The 22563-nt window shown below is 69.6% G+C and carries 22 protein-coding genes; 11 read left to right on the top strand and 11 right to left on the bottom strand.

Translation table 11 applies throughout. From position 1 onward, the window contains the following. Window positions 1-93: 93 nt before the first annotated feature. Genes DFR74_RS14675 through DFR74_RS14665 form a run of 3 tightly spaced genes read left to right on the top strand, consistent with a single transcriptional unit; the run spans window position 94 to window position 2401 of the window. A complete protein-coding gene (locus tag DFR74_RS14675; RefSeq protein WP_113975110.1) occupies window positions 94-846 on the top strand; it encodes a LamB/YcsF family protein in 753 nt (250 codons plus the stop codon). An 11-nt stretch (window positions 847-857) separates the two neighbouring features. Beyond that, window positions 858-1529, top strand: coding sequence for a 5-oxoprolinase subunit B family protein (locus DFR74_RS14670; protein ID WP_067502840.1), 672 nt, complete (start codon window positions 858-860; stop codon window positions 1527-1529). Then, window positions 1526-2401, top strand: a complete 876-nt coding sequence (locus tag DFR74_RS14665; RefSeq protein ID WP_067502843.1) for a 5-oxoprolinase subunit C family protein — start codon at window positions 1526-1528, stop codon at window positions 2399-2401. Before DFR74_RS14670 ends, DFR74_RS14665 begins: the two co-directional genes overlap by 4 nt. Here DFR74_RS14665 and DFR74_RS14660 read toward each other — a convergent pair. After that, window positions 2379-3968 carry a DUF4185 domain-containing protein gene (locus DFR74_RS14660; protein ID WP_067502846.1) on the bottom strand — a complete coding sequence of 530 codons (1590 nt, stop codon included), beginning with the start codon at window positions 3966-3968 and terminating at the stop codon, window positions 2379-2381. The two genes, DFR74_RS14665 and DFR74_RS14660, sit on opposite strands and share 23 nt — an antisense overlap. Before the next feature lie 163 nt (window positions 3969-4131). Here DFR74_RS14660 and DFR74_RS14655 point away from each other — a divergent pair, with 163 nt between their 5' ends. Further along, a complete protein-coding gene (locus DFR74_RS14655) occupies window positions 4132-4662 on the top strand; it encodes a hypothetical protein (protein WP_067502849.1) in 531 nt (176 codons plus the stop codon). Between the two features lie 98 nt (window positions 4663-4760). On the opposite strand, the gene DFR74_RS14650 is transcribed toward DFR74_RS14655, so the two are convergent. Together DFR74_RS14650 and DFR74_RS14645 are read right to left on the bottom strand one after the other, a co-directional pair. Beyond that, complete coding sequence (locus DFR74_RS14650; RefSeq protein WP_084537278.1) at window positions 4761-6080, bottom strand: MFS transporter; 1320 nt, start codon at window positions 6078-6080, stop codon at window positions 4761-4763. Window positions 6081-6312: 232 nt separating this feature from the next. After that, window positions 6313-6774 (bottom strand): NUDIX hydrolase, encoded by a 462-nt coding sequence (locus DFR74_RS14645; protein WP_067502852.1) that lies wholly within the window; start codon window positions 6772-6774, stop codon window positions 6313-6315. A 262-nt stretch (window positions 6775-7036) separates the two neighbouring features. Between DFR74_RS14645 and DFR74_RS14640 the strand changes: the two genes are divergently transcribed. Together DFR74_RS14640 and DFR74_RS14635 are read left to right on the top strand one after the other, a co-directional pair. Continuing rightward, window positions 7037-7801, top strand: a complete 765-nt coding sequence (locus tag DFR74_RS14640; protein WP_067502854.1) for a pirin family protein — start codon at window positions 7037-7039, stop codon at window positions 7799-7801. A 134-nt stretch (window positions 7802-7935) separates the two neighbouring features. Further along, a complete protein-coding gene (locus DFR74_RS14635; protein WP_067502856.1) occupies window positions 7936-8430 on the top strand; it encodes a DUF4190 domain-containing protein in 495 nt (164 codons plus the stop codon). 3 nt (window positions 8431-8433) lie between these two features. On the opposite strand, the gene DFR74_RS14630 is transcribed toward DFR74_RS14635, so the two are convergent. Continuing rightward, window positions 8434-8973, bottom strand: coding sequence for a hypothetical protein (locus DFR74_RS14630; protein ID WP_067502858.1), 540 nt, complete (start codon window positions 8971-8973; stop codon window positions 8434-8436). A gap of 130 nt (window positions 8974-9103) precedes the next feature. On the opposite strand from DFR74_RS14630, the gene DFR74_RS14625 reads away from it, so the two are divergent. The 3 genes from DFR74_RS14625 (at window position 9104) to DFR74_RS14615 (ending at window position 12467) form a co-directional block, all read left to right on the top strand. Then, the gene (locus DFR74_RS14625) at window positions 9104-9955 is read left to right on the top strand and encodes a helix-turn-helix domain-containing protein (RefSeq protein ID WP_067502860.1); all 852 of its coding nucleotides are present in this window, start codon (window positions 9104-9106) and stop codon (window positions 9953-9955) included. Between the two features lie 10 nt (window positions 9956-9965). Next, complete coding sequence (locus DFR74_RS14620) at window positions 9966-10343, top strand: DUF397 domain-containing protein (protein ID WP_067502863.1); 378 nt, start codon at window positions 9966-9968, stop codon at window positions 10341-10343. Between the two features lie 87 nt (window positions 10344-10430). Then, window positions 10431-12467 carry a M13 family metallopeptidase gene (locus DFR74_RS14615; RefSeq protein ID WP_067502866.1) on the top strand — a complete coding sequence of 679 codons (2037 nt, stop codon included), beginning with the start codon at window positions 10431-10433 and terminating at the stop codon, window positions 12465-12467. Window positions 12468-12588: 121 nt separating this feature from the next. On the opposite strand, the gene DFR74_RS14610 is transcribed toward DFR74_RS14615, so the two are convergent. The 7 genes from DFR74_RS14610 to DFR74_RS14580 form a co-directional block, all read right to left on the bottom strand. Next, window positions 12589-13671, bottom strand: coding sequence for an ABC transporter ATP-binding protein (locus DFR74_RS14610; RefSeq protein ID WP_067502870.1), 1083 nt, complete (start codon window positions 13669-13671; stop codon window positions 12589-12591). Window positions 13672-13695: 24 nt separating this feature from the next. Then, complete coding sequence (locus tag DFR74_RS14605; RefSeq protein WP_067502873.1) at window positions 13696-15024, bottom strand: ABC transporter substrate-binding protein; 1329 nt, start codon at window positions 15022-15024, stop codon at window positions 13696-13698. A gap of 19 nt (window positions 15025-15043) precedes the next feature. After that, window positions 15044-15910: a carbohydrate ABC transporter permease gene (locus tag DFR74_RS14600; protein WP_067502876.1), complete on the bottom strand. Its 867-nt coding sequence runs from the start codon at window positions 15908-15910 to the stop codon at window positions 15044-15046. Then, window positions 15907-16833 (bottom strand): carbohydrate ABC transporter permease, encoded by a 927-nt coding sequence (locus DFR74_RS14595; RefSeq protein ID WP_067503334.1) that lies wholly within the window; start codon window positions 16831-16833, stop codon window positions 15907-15909. The genes DFR74_RS14600 and DFR74_RS14595 overlap by 4 nt, the downstream gene beginning before the upstream one ends. A gap of 178 nt (window positions 16834-17011) precedes the next feature. Continuing rightward, the gene (locus tag DFR74_RS14590; protein WP_232331612.1) at window positions 17012-17914 is read right to left on the bottom strand and encodes a L,D-transpeptidase; all 903 of its coding nucleotides are present in this window, start codon (window positions 17912-17914) and stop codon (window positions 17012-17014) included. Window positions 17915-18165: 251 nt separating this feature from the next. Then, entirely contained in the window at window positions 18166-19494 is a 1329-nt protein-coding gene (locus DFR74_RS14585) for a cytochrome P450 (RefSeq protein WP_067502879.1), read from the bottom strand. A gap of 40 nt (window positions 19495-19534) precedes the next feature. Then, on the bottom strand, window positions 19535-20047 hold the full coding sequence (locus DFR74_RS14580; protein ID WP_067502882.1) for a DUF6764 family protein: 513 nt from the start codon (window positions 20045-20047) through the stop codon (window positions 19535-19537). Between the two features lie 208 nt (window positions 20048-20255). On the opposite strand from DFR74_RS14580, the gene lppU reads away from it, so the two are divergent. After that, window positions 20256-20864: an LppU family putative lipoprotein gene (gene lppU, locus DFR74_RS14575; protein WP_067503341.1), complete on the top strand. Its 609-nt coding sequence runs from the start codon at window positions 20256-20258 to the stop codon at window positions 20862-20864. A gap of 48 nt (window positions 20865-20912) precedes the next feature. After that, window positions 20913-22361, top strand: a complete 1449-nt coding sequence (locus DFR74_RS14570) for an MFS transporter (protein WP_067502885.1) — start codon at window positions 20913-20915, stop codon at window positions 22359-22361. The last annotated feature ends 202 nt before the right edge of the window (window positions 22362-22563 follow it).

The raw sequence follows: 22563 nt of genomic DNA, 5'->3' as shown, positions 1-22563 counted from the left end.
ATACCTGATCGGTCCGCGCCGATCGCGTGTCCGCCCGTGCGCCGGGCGACGACAATGGAGGGCAGACACCGATCGACGCAGGAGGGATTTCCGATGCCGCTGGATCTGAACAGCGATCTCGGCGAGGGCTTCGGCCCGTGGGCGATGGGTGACGACGCCGCCATGCTCGACATCGTCACCAGCGCCAATATCGCCTGCGGCTTCCACGCGGGCGATCCGTCGATCATGCGCCGCACCTGCGCGCTCGCGGTGGAGCGCGGGGTGCGCATCGGCGCGCACGTGGGCCACCGCGATCTGGTGGGGTTCGGCAGGCGGGAGATCGCCGTCTCCCCCGACGAGTTGCGCGACGAGGTGCTGTACCAGATCGCCGCGCTGGACGCGTTCGTCAAGGTCGCGGGCGACCGGGTGCGCTACGTGAAACCGCATGGCGCGCTCTACCATTCGGCCGCCGGGCACCGCGAGATCGCCGACGCCGTGCTGGCGGCGCTGACGGAGTACGACGCCGGCCTGGCGCTGCTCGGCCCGGCGGGCACGCAGCTGGAGGCCGCCGCCGTCGACGCCAAGATCCGTTTCGTGGGTGAGGGTTTCGCCGACCGCGCCTACACACCGGAGGGCTCGCTCGCGCCGCGCGGCGTGCCGGGCGCTGTGCTGCACGCCGACGACGCTGTCGCCCAAGCCATTTCGATCGCCTCCTCGGGGTCGGCGCGCACCGTGGCGGGTGGCTCCATCGTGGTACCCGCGTCGAGTCTGTGCGTGCACGGCGACACACCCGCCGCCGTGGAGATGGCGCGCCGCATTCGTGCCGCGCTCGCGGAGTCGGGCGTCGCGGTCGAATCGTTCGCGTGACCGGGGGCGGTATGGCGGATCGGAAATCGGCTGCGGTGGAATGTGTCCGGCCCGCGGGTGACCGGGCGTTCCTGATCACGCTCGGCGATCCGGTGCGGGTCGCCACCGTGCTGCGTGCCGCGCGGATCTCCGGTGTGCAGGACGTGCTGCCCGCCGCCGAGACCGTGCTGGTCACCCTGCGCGCCCCCGCCGACGCCGAACCGGTGCGCCGCGCCCTCGGCACCCTGCTGGAAGAGCTTGCACAGGAGACGGATTCGGGCGATGTTTCCCGTGGAACACTGTCGCGCAACGGGTCCGCCGAACACGTGGTGACCGTCCCGGTGCGATACGACGGTGCGGATCTCGACGACGTCGCCGAACTGCTCGGCATGACGACGGACGACGTGATCGCCGCGCACACCGGCACCGAATGGCGGTGCGCCTTCGTCGGATTCGCACCGGGCTTCGGGTACCTCGAATCGCCCGACGGGCGTCTCGCCGTCCCGCGCCACCCCGTCTCGCGGACGGCTGTACCGGCGGGCGCGGTCGCCCTGGCGGGCGGCTTCTCGGCGGTCTATCCACGGGTGTCGCCGGGCGGCTGGCGGCTGATCGGGCACACCGACCTCACCATGTGGGACGCCGATCGCGATCCGCCGGCGTTGATCCGCGCCGGGGCGACCGTCCGTTTCGAGGTGGCCCGATGATGCGCGTCGAGCGGGTCGGTCCGCTGGCCACCGTGCAGGATCTGGGCAGGCCCGGCTGGTTCCACTCCGGCGTCGGGGTGGCGGGCGCGGCCGACCGGGCGTCGCTGCGGCTGGCCAACCGCCTCGTCGGGAACCCGGAGGGCGCGGCGGCGCTCGAGGTGCTGCTCGGCGGGCTGGTGCTGCGTGCCGACCGTCACCACACCGTCGCGGTGACGGGTGCGCCCGGGCAGGCCACCGTGGACGGCATCCCCGTCGGGCACGCGTGCGTCCTCGAACTCGACGAAGGACAGACCCTGCGACTCGGCTACGCGGCCAGCGGACTGCGCAGCTACGTCGCCGTGCGCGGCGGGTTCACCGTGCCGGAGGTGCTCGGTTCGCGCAGCCGCGACACACTCGCCGGGCTCGGCCCCGAACCCTTGCGCGCGGGTGACGCGCTGCCGGTCGGGCCGCCGCCGCGCGCACTCCCGCTGGTCGACCACGCGCCGCTCGCGCCGCCGGCCGACCTGGTGACGGTTAGAGCGCTGCCCGGACCGCGCGCGGACTGGTTCACCGATCCCGGGGCGCTGTTCGCGGGCGAATGGACGATCTCCACCGACACCGACCGCATCGGCGCGCGCTTGGACCGCGCGTCCGGACCACCCTTGGACCGCCGCGTCGAGGGCGAATTGCGCACGGAGGGCGTGGCGCTCGGCTCGGTGCAGGTGCCGCCCGGCGGGCAGCCCGTGGTGTTCCTGGCCGACCATCCGATCACCGGCGGTTACCCGGTGATCGCCGTGGTGCTGGACGCCGACGTGGACGCCGTCGCCCAGGCCAGACCCGGGCAGCGCCTGCGCTTCCGCAGCGCCGAACTCAGTTCACCTCGGCGCGCATGAGATACACGTTGTAGGTGTCCCACGCCGACATCGTGAAGTACAGCTCGCCCTCCGGCGACCACGGGTGGATGAACCCGCCGTACGCCTTCGGGTAGTCGGAGGTGTAGGCCAGTGGCGCGGCCTCGGTCCACAGACCCTGCGGTTCGGCGGCCTCGCGCAGCACGATCGCGCCCGCGGCCGAGTCCAGGTACACCATCTGCCACCGTTCGCCCACGGCGTCGTAGCGCACCGACACCTCGCTGGCGATGCCGAGGAACAGCGGCGTCGCGTGGTTCTCGGCGGCGGGCGCCCAAGTGCCGTCCACCCAGTACTGATAGGCGGTCTTGTTCAGGACCTGGTCCTTCGGCACCCGGGCCAGGCCGACCACGCCGACCCGCCCGTTGGGCGTGCCGAACATATAGACGTACTCGCCGTGCGGCACCATGGCCGCCACCTGGAAGCGGCCGAGGCCGAACAGGTTGTCCCAGCGGGCGTGCTGATCCTTGGTCCAGGTGCTGCCGTTGTCGTCGGACCAGGCGATACCGCCGAAGTTGGTGACCCACAGGCCGGGGATGCGGCTCCAGCGGTTCACCGACATGTAGCTCAGGTACTGGCGCTCGCCGATCGCGAACCCGGAGGTCGGGATGACGGTGGTCTCCCAGTTCTTGATCTTGCGGCTGCTCAGGAACTCCGCGGCGTGGCAGCGGCTGTCCTGCACCATGGTGTCGATGGTCAGGCCGTCGGCGAGGTCGCGGTCGGTGCTGTAGCCGAGCACGTTGCTGCGCCAGTCGGGTCCGCCCGCGCCGCCGAGCTGCCAGCCCTCGCCGAAGGTGTCGCCGAAGACGATCGCGATCTCGCCCGGTTTGGTCTCCCACATCAGGCCGAGGTCGGTGCCGTCGACCTGCCAGCGCATATCGGTGCGGTTGTCCGAGCCGTGGCCGGTCACCTGACTCACCAGATCCACGGCGCCGACCTGTGGGCGCGGGGGCGCGGCGGCGGCCGGGCCGGGCTCGGCCGGGTTCACCACGGCGGGCGGGGCCGGCTGGGGTTCCTCGCCGGGGCCGCCGGGGACCGGGATCGGGATGGGTTCGATCTCGGGGCGGATCTCGATCGTGGGGATCTGGAAACCGCCGGACCCCGAACCGGACCCGGACCCCGAACCCGAGCCAGATCCCGAACCCGAGCCAGAGCCGGACCCCGTGCCCTGATCGGAGGGCTCGGTCGCCTCGGGATCGGGTTTCGGCGTGTCGCGGATGTCGGGGCACGGGTTGCGGCACGGGTCGTCGGGCAGCGGCTCGGCGACGATGCGCGTGTTGTCCTGCGGCGGATCGGGAATCGGCACCGTGGTGATCTCCGGCCACGGGATCGGGATGTCGATGCGCGGCGGGATGCTGATCGGCGGTGGCGGCGGCAGGCTCGGATCGGGTTCGCGCGCCAGCGGATCGAAGCCGGTCTCACCGCAGATGTTCACCGGTGGCGGCGCCCACGGGTGGGGCGCGGCGTGCGCGGCCGTGGGGACCGTGAGCATGCCGGCGAGCACGACGCCGAACAGCGCGGGCACGTCGAGACGCTTCGGCATCGCTCCCATGATGCGGTGGCTCCCTGGTCGATTCGTGCGGGGCGAGATCAACTTACCGGAATCGGACGTATGCGGCGGGCCCGGCGGGCTGGTTGTCCACAGGTTCGCGGTCCGGTGCGGTCTTGTGGACAAATCGTGGAACCGCGCGGGCCGCGCGTGCGTCCAACCGGGTATGACTGACATCGAGTACGTGTTCGGGACGGGCGACGGCGTCGTCAGCACCTGGACCAGCCCGGCCGATCTCGATCTGGCGAGCACCGGCACCGCCGACGCCCTCCAGCTGGACTTCGACGGCGACGGTCTGGCCGACGACGCGCTGTGGGATTCGCGCGGCACCGGCGTCGCCGACGTGGCCGCGCTCGACCTCGACGACGACGGCCTGCTCGACGCCTTCTTCCTCGACCCCACCGGCCTCGGCACCTGGAACCAGCAGATCACCGGCACCGCCGACCCGGCCGCCGACCAACTCCTCCGCTCCTACACCGAACCCCCGGCACCGCAGGCCGACCCGGTCACCGAGGCGCTGGCCGACTACCCCCTCGACGTCACGGCGCTGCCGGTCGAAGCAATCCCCCCGGCCTACCTGCCCCGCACCGACCCGATCGCGATGTACCCGCCCACTCAGCCGTGGCCAGAACTGCGCGACCCACTCGCCACCGCCGACCAGGCCGAACCCACGTCCGATCGCCACCCGTCCTCCTGATCGGTACAGGGCGCGTGAGCCGACCGGCTCGACCGGGCACTCGACCGTCCCGTGGACTCGGCAGTTCCACCTGCCTGCCCGCCCAGGCGCTTCTTCGGCTACTTGGTCGGCCTACGCGAGTTCAAGGCGATGGCGAGGATGCCGACGGCGTAGCCGAGGGCGCCGGTCAGCACGACCGGGAGGGAGCGGCCGTCGGCGGGGACCACCAGGGCGGTGGCGGCGATGGCCAGGACGAAGGTGATGTTGAAGACGGTGTCCTGGAGGGCGAACACCTGACCGCGGCGGTCGTCGTCGATGTCGATCTGCATGGTGGCGTCGCCGGTGAGCTTGATGGTCTGCCCGGCCAGGCCGAACAGGAAGGCGCCCGCGAGCAGGAGCTGATGCGCGCGGTCCGCCGCGTCGGGCGCCGCGAGGGCGGTCGGCGTCACCAGCGTGAGCTGCACCAGCATCGCCGTCACCAGCCCGGCCACCACCGTGCGCGGGCGGCCCAGCCGCGGGATCAGCAGCGGCGCGAGGACGGCCGCCACCAGCATGCCGGTCGCCGTCGCCGCGATCGCCACCCCGAAACCGATCAGCCCGCCCGTCGGCCCGGACGCGTCCTGGCGCAGCACCAGCACCATGATCAGCGTGTTCGCGCCGAACACCACGCGGTGCGTGCCGATCCCGACCATCGCGGTGGTCACGTGCTTGGAGCGCCACACCGCCGTCGCGCCGGTGCGCAGACCCGTCGCGATCGCGCGCACCGCGCCGCGCTCCGTCCGGATCTTCCCCTCGGGCCCCAGCACCCTTGGGCGGAACCCGGCCGCCAGCACCGCCCCGAGCACCGAACCGGTCGCACTCACCGCGACGGCCACCGCCGAACCCTGATCACCCGCCCCGATCACCCCGATGATCGCCACCGCGATCGCCGCACCCGCCCCCGCACAGCCCGAGGCCACCGTCGCCAGCACCGAATTCATCGGCACCAGCCACTCCTGCGCCAGCACCCGCGGCAACGCCGCCGACACGCCCGCCATCACGAACCGGCTGATACCCACCACCGCCAGTGCGAGCAACAGCAGCGGCGTCTCCCCCACGCCGGCCAGCAGCCCGACGCTCACCACACCGATCAGCGCCGCCCGCAACACATTCGCCACCAGCAGCACCGCCCGCCGATCCCACCGGTCCAGCAGCGCCCCCGCATACGGCCCGATCAGCGAATACGGCAGCAACAGCACCGCGAACCCCGCCGCCACCGCCAGCGGATCGGTCTCGCGCTCCGGGTTGAACAGGATCGCCCCCGAGAGCGCCGCCTGGAACATCCCGTCGCCGAACTGCCCCGCGAACCGCACGATCGCCAGCCGCCCCACCCCGGGACTCTCCCGCAACGCTGTCCGCAGCGGCAGTGACTGCGCATCCTCTGGGCGACCGATCGACACCGCCCCGATTGTGCAGTGTTCTCGGCGCGCTCGAAGGACGGGGTCGGACGGTTCGGTGGCGGTGATGGTTGGGCCGAGCCCGGGGCGGGTGTACGGGCTGTGTTTTTGGCGCGCTGGCGCGCGCGAACGGTCGGTCGTCGGGCTCCCTCCCCGACGTGGCTGGGAGAGCGCGTATCTTGCGTTGCGTTGCGTTGCCGTGCTTGGGCGTGTCGGGATGGTTCGCGCGTACCGCTCAAATGGCGTGGACCAGGGAGCGCACGGAGGCGCGCATATCCGGGGCCATGGGGAGGTCTTCCAGTTCGTTCGCGTCGATCCAGGCGTAATCGTCGTGTTCGCCGGGGGCCAGCTCGACCTCGCCGGGCTCCACCTCGGCGACGAAACTGAATTTGCGGACGCGGGCTTTGGTGCGGGTGGCGTAATCGATACCGCCGAGGAATTCGGTGATACCGCGCAAGCGCAGTCCGGTCTCCTCGAGCAATTCCCTGGCCGCGCAATCGGCGAAGGTCTCGCCCGATTCCACGCCGCCGCCCGGCAGTTCGTACAGTCCGCCGTTGTAGTCGTCGGGCACCCGCCGTACCACCAGCAGGCGGCGCTGCCGGAACACCGCCACGCCGACCACGAAATCGTTGATGCCGTCGCGGTGCGCCTCGGTGCGCAGCCGTCGTTCGATCCGCGCGAGCGCTTCGGGTCGCATGCCGCTCTCACCTCCGGTTCCGTTGGGACGCATCGGGTTACGCGGGAAACACGCCGGACGGGCCCGTTCCGGTCGGTCGTACGCCACGCGGTGGCCGCCGCCGAGGGCGACAGTAGGCGGCAGTGCTCGCCTGCCGTTCACCCCCGCGTCGCTCGCGTAAAATGCCGAGTGCAGCACAATCTACTAGGAATGGCGAGTATCGCGACGTCGAGCGCGCGCCCCGAATGGCGAACCGGGCCACGCCGTGGAGAGGAGGACCGCGATGTCCACACTCACGACGCCGCACATCGACGTCCACCGCGGCGGCGACCGCAGGAAAACGCGGGTGTCCTGGCTGGATTCGAAGCATTCCTTCTCCTTCGGCGAGCACTACGATCCCGACAACACCCACCACGGCCTGCTGCTGGTGAACAACGAGGACATAGTCCTGCCCGGCCAGGGATTCGATACCCACCCGCACCGGGATATGGAGATCGTCACCTGGGTCCTCGACGGCAGCCTGGTGCACCAGGATTCGCTCGGCCACGCGGGTGTCATCTATCCGGGCCTCGCCCAGCGCATGAGCGCGGGCACCGGCATCATGCATTCGGAGAAGAACGATTCCTGGCGCCTGGACAACGGCGCCGAACACGACGACCCGGTGCATTTCGTGCAGATGTGGGTGGTGCCCGACGAGCCCGGCCTCACCCCCGGCTACCAGCAGCTCGAGATCGATGACGAGCTCGCGCGCGGCGGCCTGGTCACGGTGGCCTCGGGGCTGCCGAAGTACCGCGACCGCACGGCCATCGCCATCAACAGCTCGCATTCGGCGCTGCACGTCGCCAGGACCGACGCCGCGATAGACCTGCCCGAGGCCCCCTACCTGCATCTTTTCGTCGCGCGCGGTGAGGTCGAGATGGAGGGCGTCGGCGCGCTGTACGCGGGTGACGCCGTGCGCCTCACCCGCAGCGGCGGGCAGCGGATCACCGCGCGCGGCCCCGCCGAGATCCTGGTGTGGGAGATGCACGCGCGCCTCGGCGGCCAGTGAGCGCGGCGTAGCGCGACGTACGGTTTGTCCCATTAACATCCGAACCCGGTGTGCGCGATCAGTTGTCGAGCGCGTCCGCCGGGTGCGCATTGTCGCGTGAGTCCTGTCCAGCGGCACCGACTGAGAGGAAGTCCATGTCGCAATATCCCCCGCCCGGTCAGTACCCGCCGCCGCCCGGCAACTACCCGCCGCCGCCCGGCAACTACCCGCCCCCCGGCCAGGGCCAGTACTGGCAGGAATCGCCCAAGGGCAAGGGCATGGCGATCACCGCGCTGGTGCTGGGCATCCTCGCGCTGCTGACCTTCTGGTCGGTGGTCGGCGGCCTGCTGTTCGGTCTGTTCGGCCTGATCTTCGGCATCATCGCGTTCGTGAAGACCCGCCGCGGCACCGGCGGCGGCACCGGCATGGCCGTGACCGGTCTGGTGCTGAGCGTGCTGGCCATCATCGGGTCGATCCTCATCGGCATCGTCGGCTGGAGCTTCTTCGTGGAGTCCGGCGGCCGTGACCTGATCGACTGCCTGAACAAGGCGGGCAACGACCAGGCGGCGATCGACGAGTGCGAACGCAAGTGGGAGCAGAACATCGAGGACCGCTTCAGCATCACGCTGACGCCGCAGCCCACGCCGTAGACCTCAGGGCGGTGAGGGGAGCGCCGCGGCCCTGGTCGCGGCGATCACCTCGGGCAGGTCGGGCCGGTGGTCGCCGGCGGGCGGCGCCACCCAGGTGCGGTAGCCGCTGTGCTCGTCGGCGGGTGAGGGCAGCACGATCCGGCTGCCGGGCAGCGCGACCGAGGCGCACACCCGGAACAGGTCCGCGAACAGCGCCATGTCCAGGTAGGAGTTGTCGGTCGGGCCGGTGAGGAACGTCCAGCGCCCCGAGCGGGGGTGGGCGATGATCGGCCCGCCGGGCTGACCGTGCGCGGTGAGCAGGGTGCGGACCCGCTCGCCCAGCACGCCCGGCATCACCACGGCGCCGACCGAGCCGATCTCGAGCATGATGCGCCCGAGCGCGGGCTCGACCACCGCGAACAGGCCGTTCTCCTTGCGGTAGCGGCGGCAGCGGGCGAAGGCGTCCTGGGTGGCGGTGAATTCCTGCGCGGCGGCCTGCGGTGACCGGATGTCCGGTGGCCCGGCCTGCGGGTGACTGCCAGATGCGATGCGGGACCTGCTCATGACGTACCTCGCCTCGATGCGGAGTGAACGTGACGGGTGAATCGGCCGCTATCCATGGACCCTAGCCCTGGGCAACTACTATGACAATAGTCACAAGCGGGGGAAACGATGAGGCGTAGCATCGCGTGTCATGGCACCCGTCTCGCCTACCGTCGCGCGTTGGGAACTGGTGCTGCGACTGCGGGAGCTGCGCGAACAACGCGGCTTCGACTCCGCGGGCTTCGCCAGACAGGTCGGCTTCACCCCGGCCAACTGGTCGCACGTGGAGAAGGGCAGACGCGTGCTCACCACCAACACCATCGAACCCGTGCTGGACCTGCTCGAGGTGACCGCCGAGGAACGCGCCGAACTGCTCGCCCTGCTCGACGCCAGCAAGGAGCGCGGCTGGTGGGCCAAATCCTCCGCGCTGATCGGCCCCGAGTTGCAGCGCCTCTACGGCATGGAGTTCGGCGCGCACAGCATCCGCAGCTACGACAGCCTCATCGTGCCGGGCCTGTTGCAGACCGAGGACTACGCCAGAGCCCTGATCAGCGCCGACGTCATGATCCGGCCGGTGCAGGTGGAGCAGCTGGTCGCGATCCGGATGCGAAGACAGGCCAGACTGCACGGACCCGACCGCGTGGAGCTCACCGCGGTGATCGGCGAGGCCGCCCTGCACCAGCAGACCGGCGGTCCCAAGGTACTGCGCGGCCAGCTCGAGCACCTGGCCGATCTGATCGACGAGCTCGACACCCTCGAGGTGCGGGTCATCCCGTTCTCGGCCACCGCGGGCGCCACGCTGGGCGGCTGCAGCTTCCATCTCATCGACTTCCCCGGGGAGGGACTGCCCACCTTCGGCTGGGCGGAGAGCGCCGTTTTCGGCGGTGCGGTCGACGATCCCGATCTGGTGCGCGATCTGCGCTTCGCCTATCAGCGCGCCGTCGAGCAATCGCTCTCACGCACCGAATCATCCGCGCTGATCAGACGGTGCGCACTCGGGTAAAATCCTGCGCATGGCCACCACCGCTAGCCTCCGGCCGGGCACTACCGGCTGGTATACGTCGACCCGATCCAATAACGGGAACCAGTGCGTCGAGATCCGGTTCGATGGTGATGCGGTGCTCATCCGTGACAGCAAATACCGCCGCAATCCGGCCAACCGCCCCGCCGACGAGCCCATCATCACCGTCACCGCGAGCGTCTGGACCGCGTTCCTCGCTCTGCTCGACAGCGGGCGCGCTCATACCGAGCTGATCGCCCACACCGCCGCGGACGGCGCCACCACGCTGCGCCACGGCGACATCACCCTCGACTACACCCCCGAGGAATGGGAGGCCTTCCTCGCCGGCGCTCGCGACGGCGAATTCGACCGCGCTCCCCTGTCCGTCTGACCGTCTCCGGCCCCGGCTCGCCCGGGGCTCTTCAGTGTCCGGAGTTCGGCGCGGGCCGCGGGCAACCGTCCCGCGCACCCCACGCTGATGGGCATACTGGAGGTCGTGACTTCCGAACTGACCAGCCCTTCCGGTATCGATCTGAGCTATCTGGACCAGGCGGTGCGGGTCCAGGACGACCTGTTCGCGCATGTCAACGGCAAATGGCTGGACTCCTACGAGATCCCGGCCGACCGCGCGGTGGACGGCGCCTTCCGCGCCTTGTACGACCAGGCCGAGCTGGACGTGCAGAAGATCATCCAGGACGCCGCCGCCACCGACGCCGAGCCTGGCACCGACGCGCGCAAGATCGGCGACCTGTACACCAGCTTCATGGACACCGAGACGGTCGCCGCCGCGGGCCTGTCGCCGATCTCGGCGGAGCTGGCCGCGGTGCGCGAGGTGCCCGACCGCTCGGCGTTCGCCGCCCTGCTCGGCCGGTTCCAGCGGGTCGGCATCGGCGGCGCGGTCGGCTTCTACGTCGACACCGACGACAAGGACTCCAGCCGCTACCTGGTGCACGCCGTGCAGTCCGGGATCGGCCTGCCCGACGAGTCCTACTACCGGCAGGACGAGTTCGCCGAGATCCGCGCCGCCTACATCGCCCACATCGGGCGCATGTTCGCGCTGGCCGCCGCCGACCCGAGGATCGCCGCGCTGCTGCCCGCCGACCTCGAGGGCGTGGGGCAGCGGGTGTTCGAGCTGGAGCGCAAACTCGCCGCGGGCCACTGGGATGTGGTGCGCCGCCGCGACGCCGAACTGGGCTACAACCTCACCACGTTCGCCGACCTGGCCCGTGACTACCCGGAGTTCGACTGGGCCGCTTGGGTTTCCGCGACCGCCGAGGCGGTGGAGAAGCCGGGCGCGGAGCTGTTCGCCGAACTGGTCGTGCGCCAGCCCTCCTACGTGCGCACCTTCGCCCAGACCTGGGCCGCCGAGGACCTCGAGGACTGGCGGGCCTGGGCAGCCTGGCGCGTATTGCGCGCTCGCGCACCGTATCTCACCGACGATCTGGTCGAGGAGAACTTCGACTTCTACGGCCGCACGCTGACCGGCGCGCAGGAGAACCGCGAACGCTGGAAGCGCGGCGTGTCGCTGGTGCAGGAACTGCTCGGCGAGGCGGTCGGCAAACTGTATGTGGCCGAGCACTTTCCGCCCGAGGCCAAGGAGCGGATGCTCGAGCTGGTCGAGAATCTGCAGGAGGCCTACCGGCGCAACATCTCCCAGCTGGACTGGATGAGCCCGGCCACGCGCGAGGCCGCGCTGGTGAAGCTGGAGAAGTTCACGCCCAAGATCGGCTACCCGGACCGCTGGCGCGACTATTCGGCGGTGACCGTGGACCCGGCCGATCTGGTCGGCAACTACCGCAGCGGCTACGCCGCCGAGCACGACCGAGATCTGCGCAAGCTGGGTGGCCCGGTGGACCGCGACGAGTGGTTCATGACGCCGCAGACCGTCAACGCCTACTACAACCCGGGCATGAACGAGATCGTGTTCCCCGCCGCGATCCTGCAGCCGCCGTTCTTCGACATGAACGCCGACGACGCCGCCAACTACGGCGGCATCGGCGCGGTGATCGGGCACGAGATCGGCCACGGCTTCGACGATCAGGGCGCCAAGTACGACGGCGACGGCAACATGGTCGACTGGTGGACCGACGCCGATCGCGCCGAATTCGGCAAGCGCACCAAGGCGTTGATCGACCAGTACAACGCCCTGTCCCCCAAGGATCTCGCCGACGATCACCACGTCAACGGCGAGTTCACCATCGGTGAGAACATCGGCGATCTGGGCGGTCTGTCGATCGCGCTGGAGGCGTACAAGATCTCACTGAACGGCCAGGAGCCCCCGGTCATCGACGGGCTCACCGGCTTGCAGCGCGTGTTCTTCGGCTGGGCGCAGGTGTGGCGCACCAAGGCCCGTCCCGAGGAGGCCATCCGCCGCCTCGCGACCGATCCGCACTCCCCGCCGGAGTTCCGCTGCAACGCGGTGGTGCGCAATATCGACACCTTCCACGAGGCGTTCGCCATCCAACCCGACGACGCCCTCTACCTCCCGCCCGCGGAGCGCGTGAAGATCTGGTGAGGGCGGGCCGCGCGCCGATTCCGTCGCGGGATCGGCGCATTCCAGGGGTCGGCCGCGAAGGCGTTGCGCGCACCGGCCGACCACCGCCGCGCCCTCGATGAAGCGGTGCGGTGAATACTGTTCAGCGCAGCCGGTTCTCGGATTCGGCGTCGAAGAAGAACACTTCCTCGGGGTTGGGACGCAGGTGCAGGCGGTCGCCGAGCGAGACCTGGAAGCGGCGGTCCACCCGGGTGATGAGTTTGGTGGACCGGCTGCGCCAGGTGTCGGTGACGCCGTGGGCGTAGACGAACGATTCGGCGCCGAGCTCTTCGAGGAGTTCGGCCTCGACGGTCAGTGAACCGACGGGGTCGGTGGTCACCTCCCACGACTCGGGGCGGATGCCGACGATCACCCGCTCGCCCGTTTTCACGGTGCGGGGCAAGGGGATTCGCAGGGTTTCCAGCACCGCCGCACCGTCCTCGACGGGCGCCTCGAGCAGGTTCATGCCGGGCGAGCCGATGAACGCGGCCACGAAGGTGTTGACCGGATCGTCGTAGAGTTCGCGGGGCGCGGCGATCTGCTGGAGCTTGCCGTCGCGCAGCACGGCCACCCGGTCGCCCATCGTCATCGCCTCGACCTGGTCGTGGGTCACGTAAACCGTGGTGGTGCCCAGGCGTTTCTGCAAGGCGGCGATCTGCGAGCGGGTACTCACCCGCAGCTTGGCGTCCAGATTCGACAGCGGCTCGTCCATGCAGAACACTTGCGGGCGGCGCACGATGGCGCGCCCCATCGCCACCCGCTGGCGCTGGCCGCCGGAGAGTTTCGCCGGTTTGCGGTCGAGCAGCTCCTCGAGCTCCAGCATCCTCGCGGCCTCGCGGACCCGGATCATGGTGTCGGACTTGCTCATTCCCGCGTTACGCAGCGCGAAGCCCATGTTCTGCGCCACGGTCATGTTCGGGTAGAGGGCGTAGCTCTGGAACACCATCGCCACGTCACGGGCGCGCGGCGGCAAGCCGGTCACATCCTTGTCGCCGATGAGGATGCGCCCGTCGGCCACCGCCTCCAGTCCGGCCAGCATGCGCAGGCTGGTCGACTTCCCGCAGCCGGACGGGCCGACGAGGACGATGAATTCCCCGTCGGCGATGTCCAATTCGAGTCGATCGACGGCGGGCGACGGCGCCCCCGGATACCGGTGGGTCACCCCGTCGAAACGCACGCTCGCCATGGCCGTCGATCTCCTCGTCTGTGCTTACTTGGGCAGCTTCGGCGTGATCTGCCGGTCGATGATGGTCTGGATCTGGCTCTGCACACTCGCCAGCGCGGCGGCCGGATCGGCGTTCTGCAAGCCGATCTGCTCGAGCCCGGTGCCGATGATCTGATCGCCGCCCGGCACGAAAACCCGTGCGTAGTCCTGGGATTTCGTCACCGACAGCTGGTCGATGGCCACCTTCGCCTTCGGATTCTGCGCGAGGAAGGTCTGTTCGGCCGGGTCGTTCACCGCCGACTTGCGCACCGGCATGTACCCGGTGTTCTGCGAGAAGTACACGGTGCTTTCGGTATTGGTGATGAACTCGATGAACTTGAGCGCGTTCACCTTCCGCTCGTCGGAGATCCGCGCCGGAATGGCCAGTCCCGCACCGCCGGTGGTGACGCCGGGCCCGTTCGGGTGCGGCAAGAACGCGGTGCCGAATTCCAGCTTGCCCTCGGCGTTCTTCTGGATGCCGCGCAGATCGCCGGTGGAGGCGATGGTCGAGGCGATCACGCCGGTGCCGAAGTCGACGGCGATCTGCGGCTTGATGCCCGCGTAGCGCTTGGTGTGGATCATGTCGCGCAGGAACGTGCCCGCCGCGACAGATCCGGGGTCGGTGAACTTCAGCGTCCACTCGTCGGAGTACGCGCCGCCGAAGGTCCAGTTCGGTCCCTGGAAGGTCCAGGCCAGGTAGTTCTTGGCGTCACCCCAGCCGTGCGCGAGCTTGCCGTCGCCGACGATCTCCTGGATGCGCGGGCCCCACTCGTCGAACTCCTGCCAGCTCTCCGGTCCGCGATCGGGCAGACCGGCCTGGGCCCACACGTCCTTGTTGTAGTAGAACAGCGGCGTCGAGCGGGCGTAGGGCAACGCGTAGTGCTTGCCGTTGAATGCGTAGTCGGAGGCGAGCGAGTCCACGTAGTCGCTCAGATCCACCCCGGCGTCGCCGAAGTGCCCGTCCAGCGGTTCGATGGTGCCGTTCAGCGCGTAGTTGAACCACCAGACATCAGACAGCACAACGACATCGGGCAGTTCGCCGCCGGAGAGCGCCGCGTTGAACTTCTGCGACACCTCCTCGTAGTTCTTGCCCGCGTCGACCAGATTGACGGTGAGGTCGGGGAACTTCGCCTGGAAGCGGTTGATCAGCTCGGACTCGAAATCCTTCGAGGTGCCGGGGTGATTGGACCAGAACGTGATGGTGTTCGCGTCGCCGCCCTGACCGCCGCCCCCGCCGGTGCCCGCGCACGCGGTGAGCGCCGCACCCGCGGCGATGCCGCCCGCCAGTCCGAGGAATCCGCGCCGCGAGAGCGCGGGGAACTGTGATGTGGACACGTGCTTTCTCCTGTATCGGTTAACCCTTGACCGCACCGGAGGTGAGGCCTTTGATCATGTGGCGCTGGAGCAGCAGGAACACCACCAGGATCGGCAGCATGGTGAGCAGCGTGCCCGCCATGACCGGCCCCCAGTTGGTGACGCTCGGGTTCTCGGTGTTCTGCAAGAGGGTGAGGCCGACCGGCAGGGTCGCCACGCGGGTGTCGTCGGCCATGAGGAACGGCCAGAGGTATTCGTTCCACTCGTTGACCAGCGTGACCACCGCGAACGCGACCATGGTCGGGCCCGACATCGGCAGCACCACCCGGGTGAGCAGCCGCCACCAGCCCGCGCCGTCCATGCGCGCCGCCTCGATCACCTCGGCGGGCAGCGAGAGGAAGTGGTTGCGCATCAGGAAGGTGCCGAAGGCGACGCCGCAGAGCGGAATGATGATGCCCTGGAAGGTATTCCGCCAGCCGAGTTGGGCGATGAGGGCGTAGTTGGAGATCACGGTGATCTGGTTCGGCACCATCAGCGCGGCGATGATCACCAGGAACACGATGTTCTTGCCGGGGAAGCGCAGGAACACCAATCCGTACGCGCTGAACACGCCGAGCACGAATTTCACCGCCGCGACGATTCCGGTGACGATCACCGAATTGCGCAGGAACGTCCAGAACGGCAACGTCGTGGTGGCGTGCGAATAGTTCTCCGGATGCCAGGAGCGCGGCCAGTAGATGGCGGGCTGGGTGTAGATGTCCGGGCGGTCCTTGAACGAGGTGATGAGGATCCAGAACAAAGGCACGCCCACGATCACCAGCACGCACAGCATCGCGGCGTAACCGAGTACGGTCACCAAGCGCTGGCGCCGCTGATACGAAAGTGTCCGCACACCGGTGTGTTTCATCGCTCGTTCCGATCCATGACGCGGACCTGCACCAGCGTCACCACCAGCAGCACCAGGAACATGATCGTGGCCACCGTCGCGCCGTAGCCCGCGCGGAAATTACGGAAGGACTCGTTGTAGACCTGGTAGACCATCGTCGTGGTGCCGGTGCCCAGCGGCCCGCCCCTGGTCATCACATTGATGATGTCGAACACTTGCAGCGAGTTCAGCAGCACCGTGATGGACAGGAAGAACGTCGTCGGACGCAATTGCGGCAGCAGCACTTTCGTGAAGGTGCGCAGGCGGCTCGCGCCGTCGATCTCGGCGGCCTCCATCAATTCGGCCCGAACTCCTTGCAGCGCGGCCAGATAGATGACGAAGGTGTAGCCGAGGTTCTTCCAGATGTAGGTGACCGTCACCATGAACAACGCCCAGCCCGGGTCCTGGTAGAAATCGGGCGCGGTGACGCCGATTCGGTGCAGCACGTCCTGCACCAGGCCGAAGCTGGGATCGAAGATGAACTGGAACGCCACGCCGATGGCGGCGCCGGAGATGACGAACGGCGCGAAGATCGCCGAGCGCACCACGTTGCGCCCGAACAACTTCCGGTCCAGCAGCAGCGCCAGCGCCAAGCCCAGCACCATGCTGCCCACCACCGCGGCGAGGGTGAAAACCACCGTGTTGGTGACGATTTCCCACGAGTCGGCCCTGCTCCACCACTCCCGGTAGTTCTCGAAGCCGATGTAGGTGGCGACCGGGTCGGAGATGTTCCAGTCGGTGAAGGAGAGCCGGATATTGTCCAGCAGCGGCCGATACACGAACAGCGTCAGCAACGCCAGATTCGGCACCACGAGCACGGCGAACAGCGCGTAGTCCTGCCATGGACGATTCCGCAGGCCCTTGCCTCGCGGTCGCGGGAGCACCCGTTCCGGACCTGTTCGCACCCGGCAGACTTTGACGGGGTACAGCAACCGTGCGGTTAATGCGGACTATCGATCGACTGAACAGTTGCCCCCGGTTCGGCGAGATCGCGTGTCACCGAAGCGCCGATGGCCGAAAATGGGCCCTCCGCAACGAGAACGCCGGCCGTGCGAGTGCACGGCCGGCGTTGTCAGCGGGTGATCAGTTCCAGTCGCCCAGACCGTCGCGCGAGTTCAGCGTCCCGCCCGCGGTGTTCTGCACGATGACCGGATCGCCCTTCTGCACGTTCTCGAAGAACCAGCGCGCGTCCTCGGTGCTCACGTTCAGGCAGCCGTGGCTCACATTGGCCACACCCTGCGACCCCACCGACCACGGCGCGGCGTGCAGGAAGATGCCGCTGTTGGACAGCCGGGTGGCGTACTCCACGTCGAGCTTGTAGCCCTCGGGCGCGTCGATCGGCACGCCGTAGGTGGAGGAGTCCATCACCATCTCGCGGTGCCGCTCGCCCACGATGTAGGTGCCGTTGGGCGTCTCGTACTTCGGCTTGCCCAGCGAGGTCGGCATGGTCTTGACCACCTCGCCGTTGCGGGTGACCGTGATGGTCTTGGTGGCGTCGTCGGCGGTGGTGACGATCGCGTCGCCGATGCGGAAGGAGCTGCTGGTGCCGCCCGCCTCGACGCGCACGTCGGTGTTGTCCGGCCAGAACTCGTTCGGCCGCCAGCGCACCTGCCGGTCGCTGAACCAGTAGAAGTGGCCCGGCGCCTCCTTGGAGGAGGTCACCTTGATGACCTTCTCGGCCAGCGCGCGATCGGCGATCGGCTCCTTGAAAGTAATGATGATCGGCTGCGCGACGCCCACGGTCTCACCGTCGGCGATGTTGATGTTCGGCGGCGCGAAGTTCGGCTGCGGTTCCGGCTCGACGCCGACGGCGGCCGATCCGGCGCCGAGGCCCGGCAGGGCGGGGTCGGCCTGGGCGGGGGCGACGATCATGGCACCCGCCGCCGCGATCGCCGCGGACAGCAGGACGCCCTGCCGTAGGCGGCGGGTCGCCCGTGCTTCCCTCGGGGAAGTCGGCAGCGACCTGGTGTTCGAAGCGGCATGCATACGTTTCTCGTCCATTCCGGATGGTAGTGACGGCCCGACCTGTCGTCCTTCCTACCGTCCGGGTACGACGGGAATCCAGCCGTCCCGCAGTGTGATTCGTCCGGTCGGTCAATTGTGCATGTCGTCACACCGACTCGTCCGGACCGTCGCCGTCCGGGAAACGTGCCGGTCGGCCCGGCGAGTCCGGGTTTCGCGGGCCAACCTGCCGTCCGTCCGGTTTTGGGCGAGATCAAACACTTTCGTGATGCAAATCACTCGATGACGTCGAAGGGGATCGCTCGGCGCGGCCCGGCGGCGATGTTGTGCGGCACCGCGCGCGGCGGCCTGCCCCGCGCCCAGCGGTCGGGCAGCCGCAACCGCACGTGGGTGAGCAGGGTGGCCGCCACGATCCGCAGTTCGTACTCGGCCAGCGTCGCGCCCACGCACCGCCGGTGGCCGCCGCCGAACGGCGCGAACTCGAACGGGCTGTATCTGCGCTCCAGGAACCGTTCGGGCCGGAACCGGTCGGCGTCGGGCCACACCGCCGGGTCGGAGTGCAGCAGCGGTACCACGATGCCCATGGTGTCGCCGGCCGCCAGCGCCGCGCCGCGCAGCGTGAACGGCTCGGTGACGCGGCGCAGCACGATCGGCACGGGCGGGTGCAGGCGCAACGTCTCCTGGCAGGCCGCGTCCAGATAAGGGAGGCCGACCAGGTCGGCGGCCTCGGAGCCCGCCGTCGCGAGTTCGTCGCGGATCGCTTGCAGCGCGCCGGGCGCGCGATGCAGGTGGAACAGCAGCCAGACCAGTGTGGTCGCCGTGGTCTCGTGTCCGGCGACCAGCAAGGTGCGCAGTTGGTCGGCCAGGTCGGCGTCGGTCGGGGCCGAGCAGTCGTCGTAGCGGGTGCTCAGCAGCAGGCCGAGCAGATCGGCGTCCGACGGGGGCGCGGCGCGCCGGGCCGCGATGTCGGCGAGCACCAGCCGGTCCAGGCGCGCGCGGGCGGCGGCGAACCGGTCCCACGGCGCGCGGCCGAACGCACCGTGGCGCAGCGCGGGCACCAGGAGCAGCGGACCGGTGAACGCGGTCAGGAATTCGGTGATCGCGGCGCGATACTCCGCGCGCCGTTCGACGCCGGCCGCGCCGAAGATCGCGGTCATCACCACCCGCAGCGTGATCGCCCGCGCGGCGGCGCGCGAGTCCACCCGCGCGCCGGGCCGCCACCCGGCCCGCGCGATCTCGTCGAGCGTCGCGGACCGCATCACCTCGGCGTACTCGCGCACCCGGGCGCCGTGGAAGGCGGGCGCGAGCAGCGCGCGGTCGCGCCGGTGCCGCCCACCGGAGGTCAGGATGAGCGAGGTAGGGCCCACCATCGGCTCGATCGGATTCGGCCGGGGCGGCTCCAGCAGCGCGGCGGGCGCGCGGAACACCTCCCGCGCGCCCTCGGGCGTGCCGGTGAACAGCACCGACCCCAGGCCCGGGAAGCGCACGCGGAACGGATCACCGTCGCGGGAGCGTCGCAGGCGAAAGTAGCCTTCGAAATCGAGGCCCGCCGCGAGCGCGTGCAGCGGCGTCCACTTCGGCTCCGGTGCCGTGGTGTTCACCATGGCGTTGTCACGGTCGACGCGCCCGCGCGGTTCGATCGCCTCAGGCCGGTGAGACCACCCAGCGCCCGAACGGCGTGGCCAGGCACGACGCGCCGGTGCGCGCGTCCCAGGCCAGCGCGGCCGCGCCGAGGCACACCACCGTGCCGTCGGCGGTGACCACCTGCGCCCGCGACCCTTCGAAGGCGATCGTGACCGCGACGGCCGAGCCGCCCGGATCGGTGACGGAGGTGAGCGCGACGGCGTCGCGGCCGTGCCCGATCGCGAGGGGGAAACCGCCCACCCCTTCGCTGGCGCCGATGCCGCCCGCCAGCCCGATGCCGTACGCGGTGGCGCCCTCGGTGGCGCGCGCGTAACCGACCCCGCTCACCCCGGCCGCCCGGGCGTGGCCGAAGGTGTCGCTCGCCGCGCGGCAGCCGGTGGTACCGGAGAGGACAGTGACGTCGGCCCCCCGCTCGGCGACGCAATGCACATCGTTAGCCGAAGCGAGGGCGGGGAGTGCGAACGAGGCGCCGACCGCGGCGGTCGAGCACAGGATTGCGCTGATCAGCTTCACGGGAAGACCCCTTTCACACCGTGCTTCCCACCATACCCACGATGGTTGCTGGGCGGGGGTACTCACGTCGGTGCCGCCCCCGGTGGGTGTACGACTCGACGGCCGTCGCGCCATCGTGTATGCATGGCGTGATATTTCAAGGTGTACCAGTACTTCGGATTCTTACGGGGGTGTGAGTTCGGAGCGCTACAGCTCGGGAGGACTGTACGTGTCTCGTCAACTGCTGACCGGTCTCACGTTCGCGGTGGTGACCGTGGCGACGGTGCTGACGCTCGCCGCGTGTACGCGCAGCGTCGAGGGCACCGCCCAACCCGCCATGGGCGGCACGGTGGACGCCGTGTCCACCAGCACGCCGAAGAGTTCGGCGCCCAGCTCCAGCAGCAGGCCCACCAGCACGCGCCCGCAGGGCGGCGACGTCAAGTTCGACGCCTCGATCGGTGACTGCGTCACCCTCGGCGGCACCATGACCAACGCCACCATCGAGAAGGCTTCCTGCGGCAGCCGGGCGTCCAACTACAAGGTGATCGCCAAGGCGCCCAACAGCTCCGGTTGCCCCGCCGACCGCGACAACTACTACGCCGAAACGCTCAACGGCGTCCAGCAGGGCGCGCTGTGTCTGGACATCGACTGGGTGATGAACGGCTGCATGGATGTGGGCGGTGACGATCCGCAGCGCGTCGAGTGCACCGAGCCCGGCACCGATGTGGTCCGGGTGACCGATATCCAGGAGGGCGTGAGCGACGCGGGCGCGTGCGACAGCGGCCTCGGCTTCGAGTACAGCGAGCGCAATTTCGTCGTCTGCGTCGAAGAGGTCTGATCCCGCGTCGCGGGCGCCGGGTGCCCACCGCGCGGCTACCGTGGAGCGGTGAGCACCGACGGGCCACCCCGGCTGCGGTCGGCGGCGGGCCGGTGGCTGCTGCTGACCACGATCCTCGGTTCGTCGGTGGCGTCGCTGGACGCCACCGTCGTCAATATCGCGCTGCCCCGGATCGGTGAATCGCTCGGCACCGACGTGGCCGGCCTGCAGTGGACTCTCAACGGCTACACCCTCACGCTGGCCTCGTTCATCCTGCTGGGCGGCTCGCTCGGCGACAAACTGGGGCGGCGCAAGGTATTCGTCTGGGGCGCGGTCGGTTTCGGTGTGGCCTCGGTCCTGTGTGGACTGGCGGTCGATATCGAGATGCTGGTCGCGGCCCGCGTGCTGCAAGGTGTGGCGGGCGCGATGCTCACGCCGGGCAGCCTGGCGCTGATCTCGTCGTCGATAGATGAGCGCGACCAGGGCGCGGCGATCGGATTGTGGTCGGGCTTCGGCGGGATCGCGGGCGCATTGGGCCCGTTTCTCGGCGGGTGGCTCATCGATGTCGCCGGGTGGCAGTCCATCTTCTTCCTCAACGTGCCGCTGGTCGCGGTGGTCGTGTACGTCGCGCTGCGGCACGTGCCGGAGAGCGTCGACCCGGCCGCCGCCGCGAAGCTCGACGTGCCGGGCGCGCTGCTGGTGGCCCTGGCGCTCGGCACGCTGACCTTCGGCCTGATCGACGGTGTGCCGCTGCTGACGGTGGCCGGTGTGCTGCTGCTCGCGCTGTTCGTCGTGATCGAACTGCGCAGCGACCATCCGCTGGTGCCGCCGTCCTTGTTCGCGTCGCGGGTCTTCACGGCGGCCAATCTCGTGACGCTGGCGGTGTACGCGGCGCTGGGCGGGGTGTTCTTCCTGCTGGTGCTGCAACTACAACTGGTGGCGGGCTATTCGCCGCTGGCCTCGGGTGTGGCGACGGTGCCCATCACGGTGATCATGCTGGTGCTCTCCGCGCCCGCGGGCCGGTGGGCGCAGGTCAACGGGCCGCGCATCCCGATGACGGTGGGCCCGGTGCTGGCCGCCGCCGGCCTGGTGCTGATGCTGCGGATCGGCCCGGACTCGGCGTACCTGCCCGATGTGCTGCCCGGCGTGGTGGTGTTCGGCCTCGGGCTGGCGGTGCTCGTCGCGCCGCTCACCGGGGCGGTGCTCGGCGCGGTGCCCGCGTCCGAGGCCGGCATCGCGTCGGGGGTGAACAACGCGGTGGCCAGGACGGCGCAACTGCTCGCGGTGGCGGCGCTGCCCGGCCTGGCGGGACTGTCCGGCGCGCTGGACGATCCGGTGTCCTTCGACGCGGGTTTCGCCACCGCGATGTGGCTGTGCGTCGGCCTGTTGCTCGCGGGCGCGTTGATCGCCGGACTGTTGCTGCGCCCCGTCCGCCGCGCCCCCGACCTGGACAGTGTGGAGTGCCTACCGCAATGCGCGGTGGCGGGCCCGGCACTGGCCCCCAAGCGCGTGTCCTGACCCCTCGGGGATTTTCCCGGCGCCGGGTCCGGTATTAAGACGTATATAAGGCCGTGATCATACGGTTGCCCCGCTTACTACTCGAATGCGGTCTGATCTCAGCTTTTCGCACGCGAGTAACAGATACCGGCGGCGGTCGCGCGGTCCTCGGAAAACGGAGTGGATACGTAGTTGTCCACATCGTTTCGACCGGTGTTCACAC

The organism is Nocardia puris, from assembly GCF_003315035.1.
GTDB classification, from domain to species: domain Bacteria; phylum Actinomycetota; class Actinomycetes; order Mycobacteriales; family Mycobacteriaceae; genus Nocardia; species Nocardia puris.
The sequence above is the reverse complement of the archived record's forward strand: the minus strand, read 5'-3'. Positions and strand labels throughout refer to the sequence as shown.

Bases quoted from the DNA above. Each gene is read 5' to 3' on its own strand.
- DFR74_RS14675 (WP_113975110.1), top strand. From the start codon at position 94: ATGCCGCTGGATCTGAACAGCGATCTCGGCGAGGGCTTCGGCCCGTGG.
- DFR74_RS14670 (WP_067502840.1), top strand. From the start codon at position 858: ATGGCGGATCGGAAATCGGCTGCGGTGGAATGTGTCCGGCCCGCGGGT.
- DFR74_RS14665 (WP_067502843.1), top strand. From the start codon at position 1,526: ATGATGCGCGTCGAGCGGGTCGGTCCGCTGGCCACCGTGCAGGATCTG.
- DFR74_RS14660 (WP_067502846.1), bottom strand. From the start codon at position 3,968: ATGGGAGCGATGCCGAAGCGTCTCGACGTGCCCGCGCTGTTCGGCGTC.
- DFR74_RS14655 (WP_067502849.1), top strand. From the start codon at position 4,132: ATGACTGACATCGAGTACGTGTTCGGGACGGGCGACGGCGTCGTCAGC.
- DFR74_RS14645 (WP_067502852.1), bottom strand. From the start codon at position 6,774: ATGCGACCCGAAGCGCTCGCGCGGATCGAACGACGGCTGCGCACCGAG.
- DFR74_RS14640 (WP_067502854.1), top strand. From the start codon at position 7,037: ATGTCCACACTCACGACGCCGCACATCGACGTCCACCGCGGCGGCGAC.
- DFR74_RS14635 (WP_067502856.1), top strand. From the start codon at position 7,936: ATGTCGCAATATCCCCCGCCCGGTCAGTACCCGCCGCCGCCCGGCAAC.
- DFR74_RS14630 (WP_067502858.1), bottom strand. From the start codon at position 8,973: ATGAGCAGGTCCCGCATCGCATCTGGCAGTCACCCGCAGGCCGGGCCA.
- DFR74_RS14625 (WP_067502860.1), top strand. From the start codon at position 9,104: ATGGCACCCGTCTCGCCTACCGTCGCGCGTTGGGAACTGGTGCTGCGA.
- DFR74_RS14620 (WP_067502863.1), top strand. From the start codon at position 9,966: ATGGCCACCACCGCTAGCCTCCGGCCGGGCACTACCGGCTGGTATACG.
- DFR74_RS14615 (WP_067502866.1), top strand. From the start codon at position 10,431: ATGGGCATACTGGAGGTCGTGACTTCCGAACTGACCAGCCCTTCCGGT.
- DFR74_RS14610 (WP_067502870.1), bottom strand. From the start codon at position 13,671: ATGGCGAGCGTGCGTTTCGACGGGGTGACCCACCGGTATCCGGGGGCG.
- DFR74_RS14600 (WP_067502876.1), bottom strand. From the start codon at position 15,910: ATGAAACACACCGGTGTGCGGACACTTTCGTATCAGCGGCGCCAGCGC.
- DFR74_RS14590 (WP_232331612.1), bottom strand. From the start codon at position 17,914: ATGCATGCCGCTTCGAACACCAGGTCGCTGCCGACTTCCCCGAGGGAA.
- DFR74_RS14585 (WP_067502879.1), bottom strand. From the start codon at position 19,494: ATGGTGAACACCACGGCACCGGAGCCGAAGTGGACGCCGCTGCACGCG.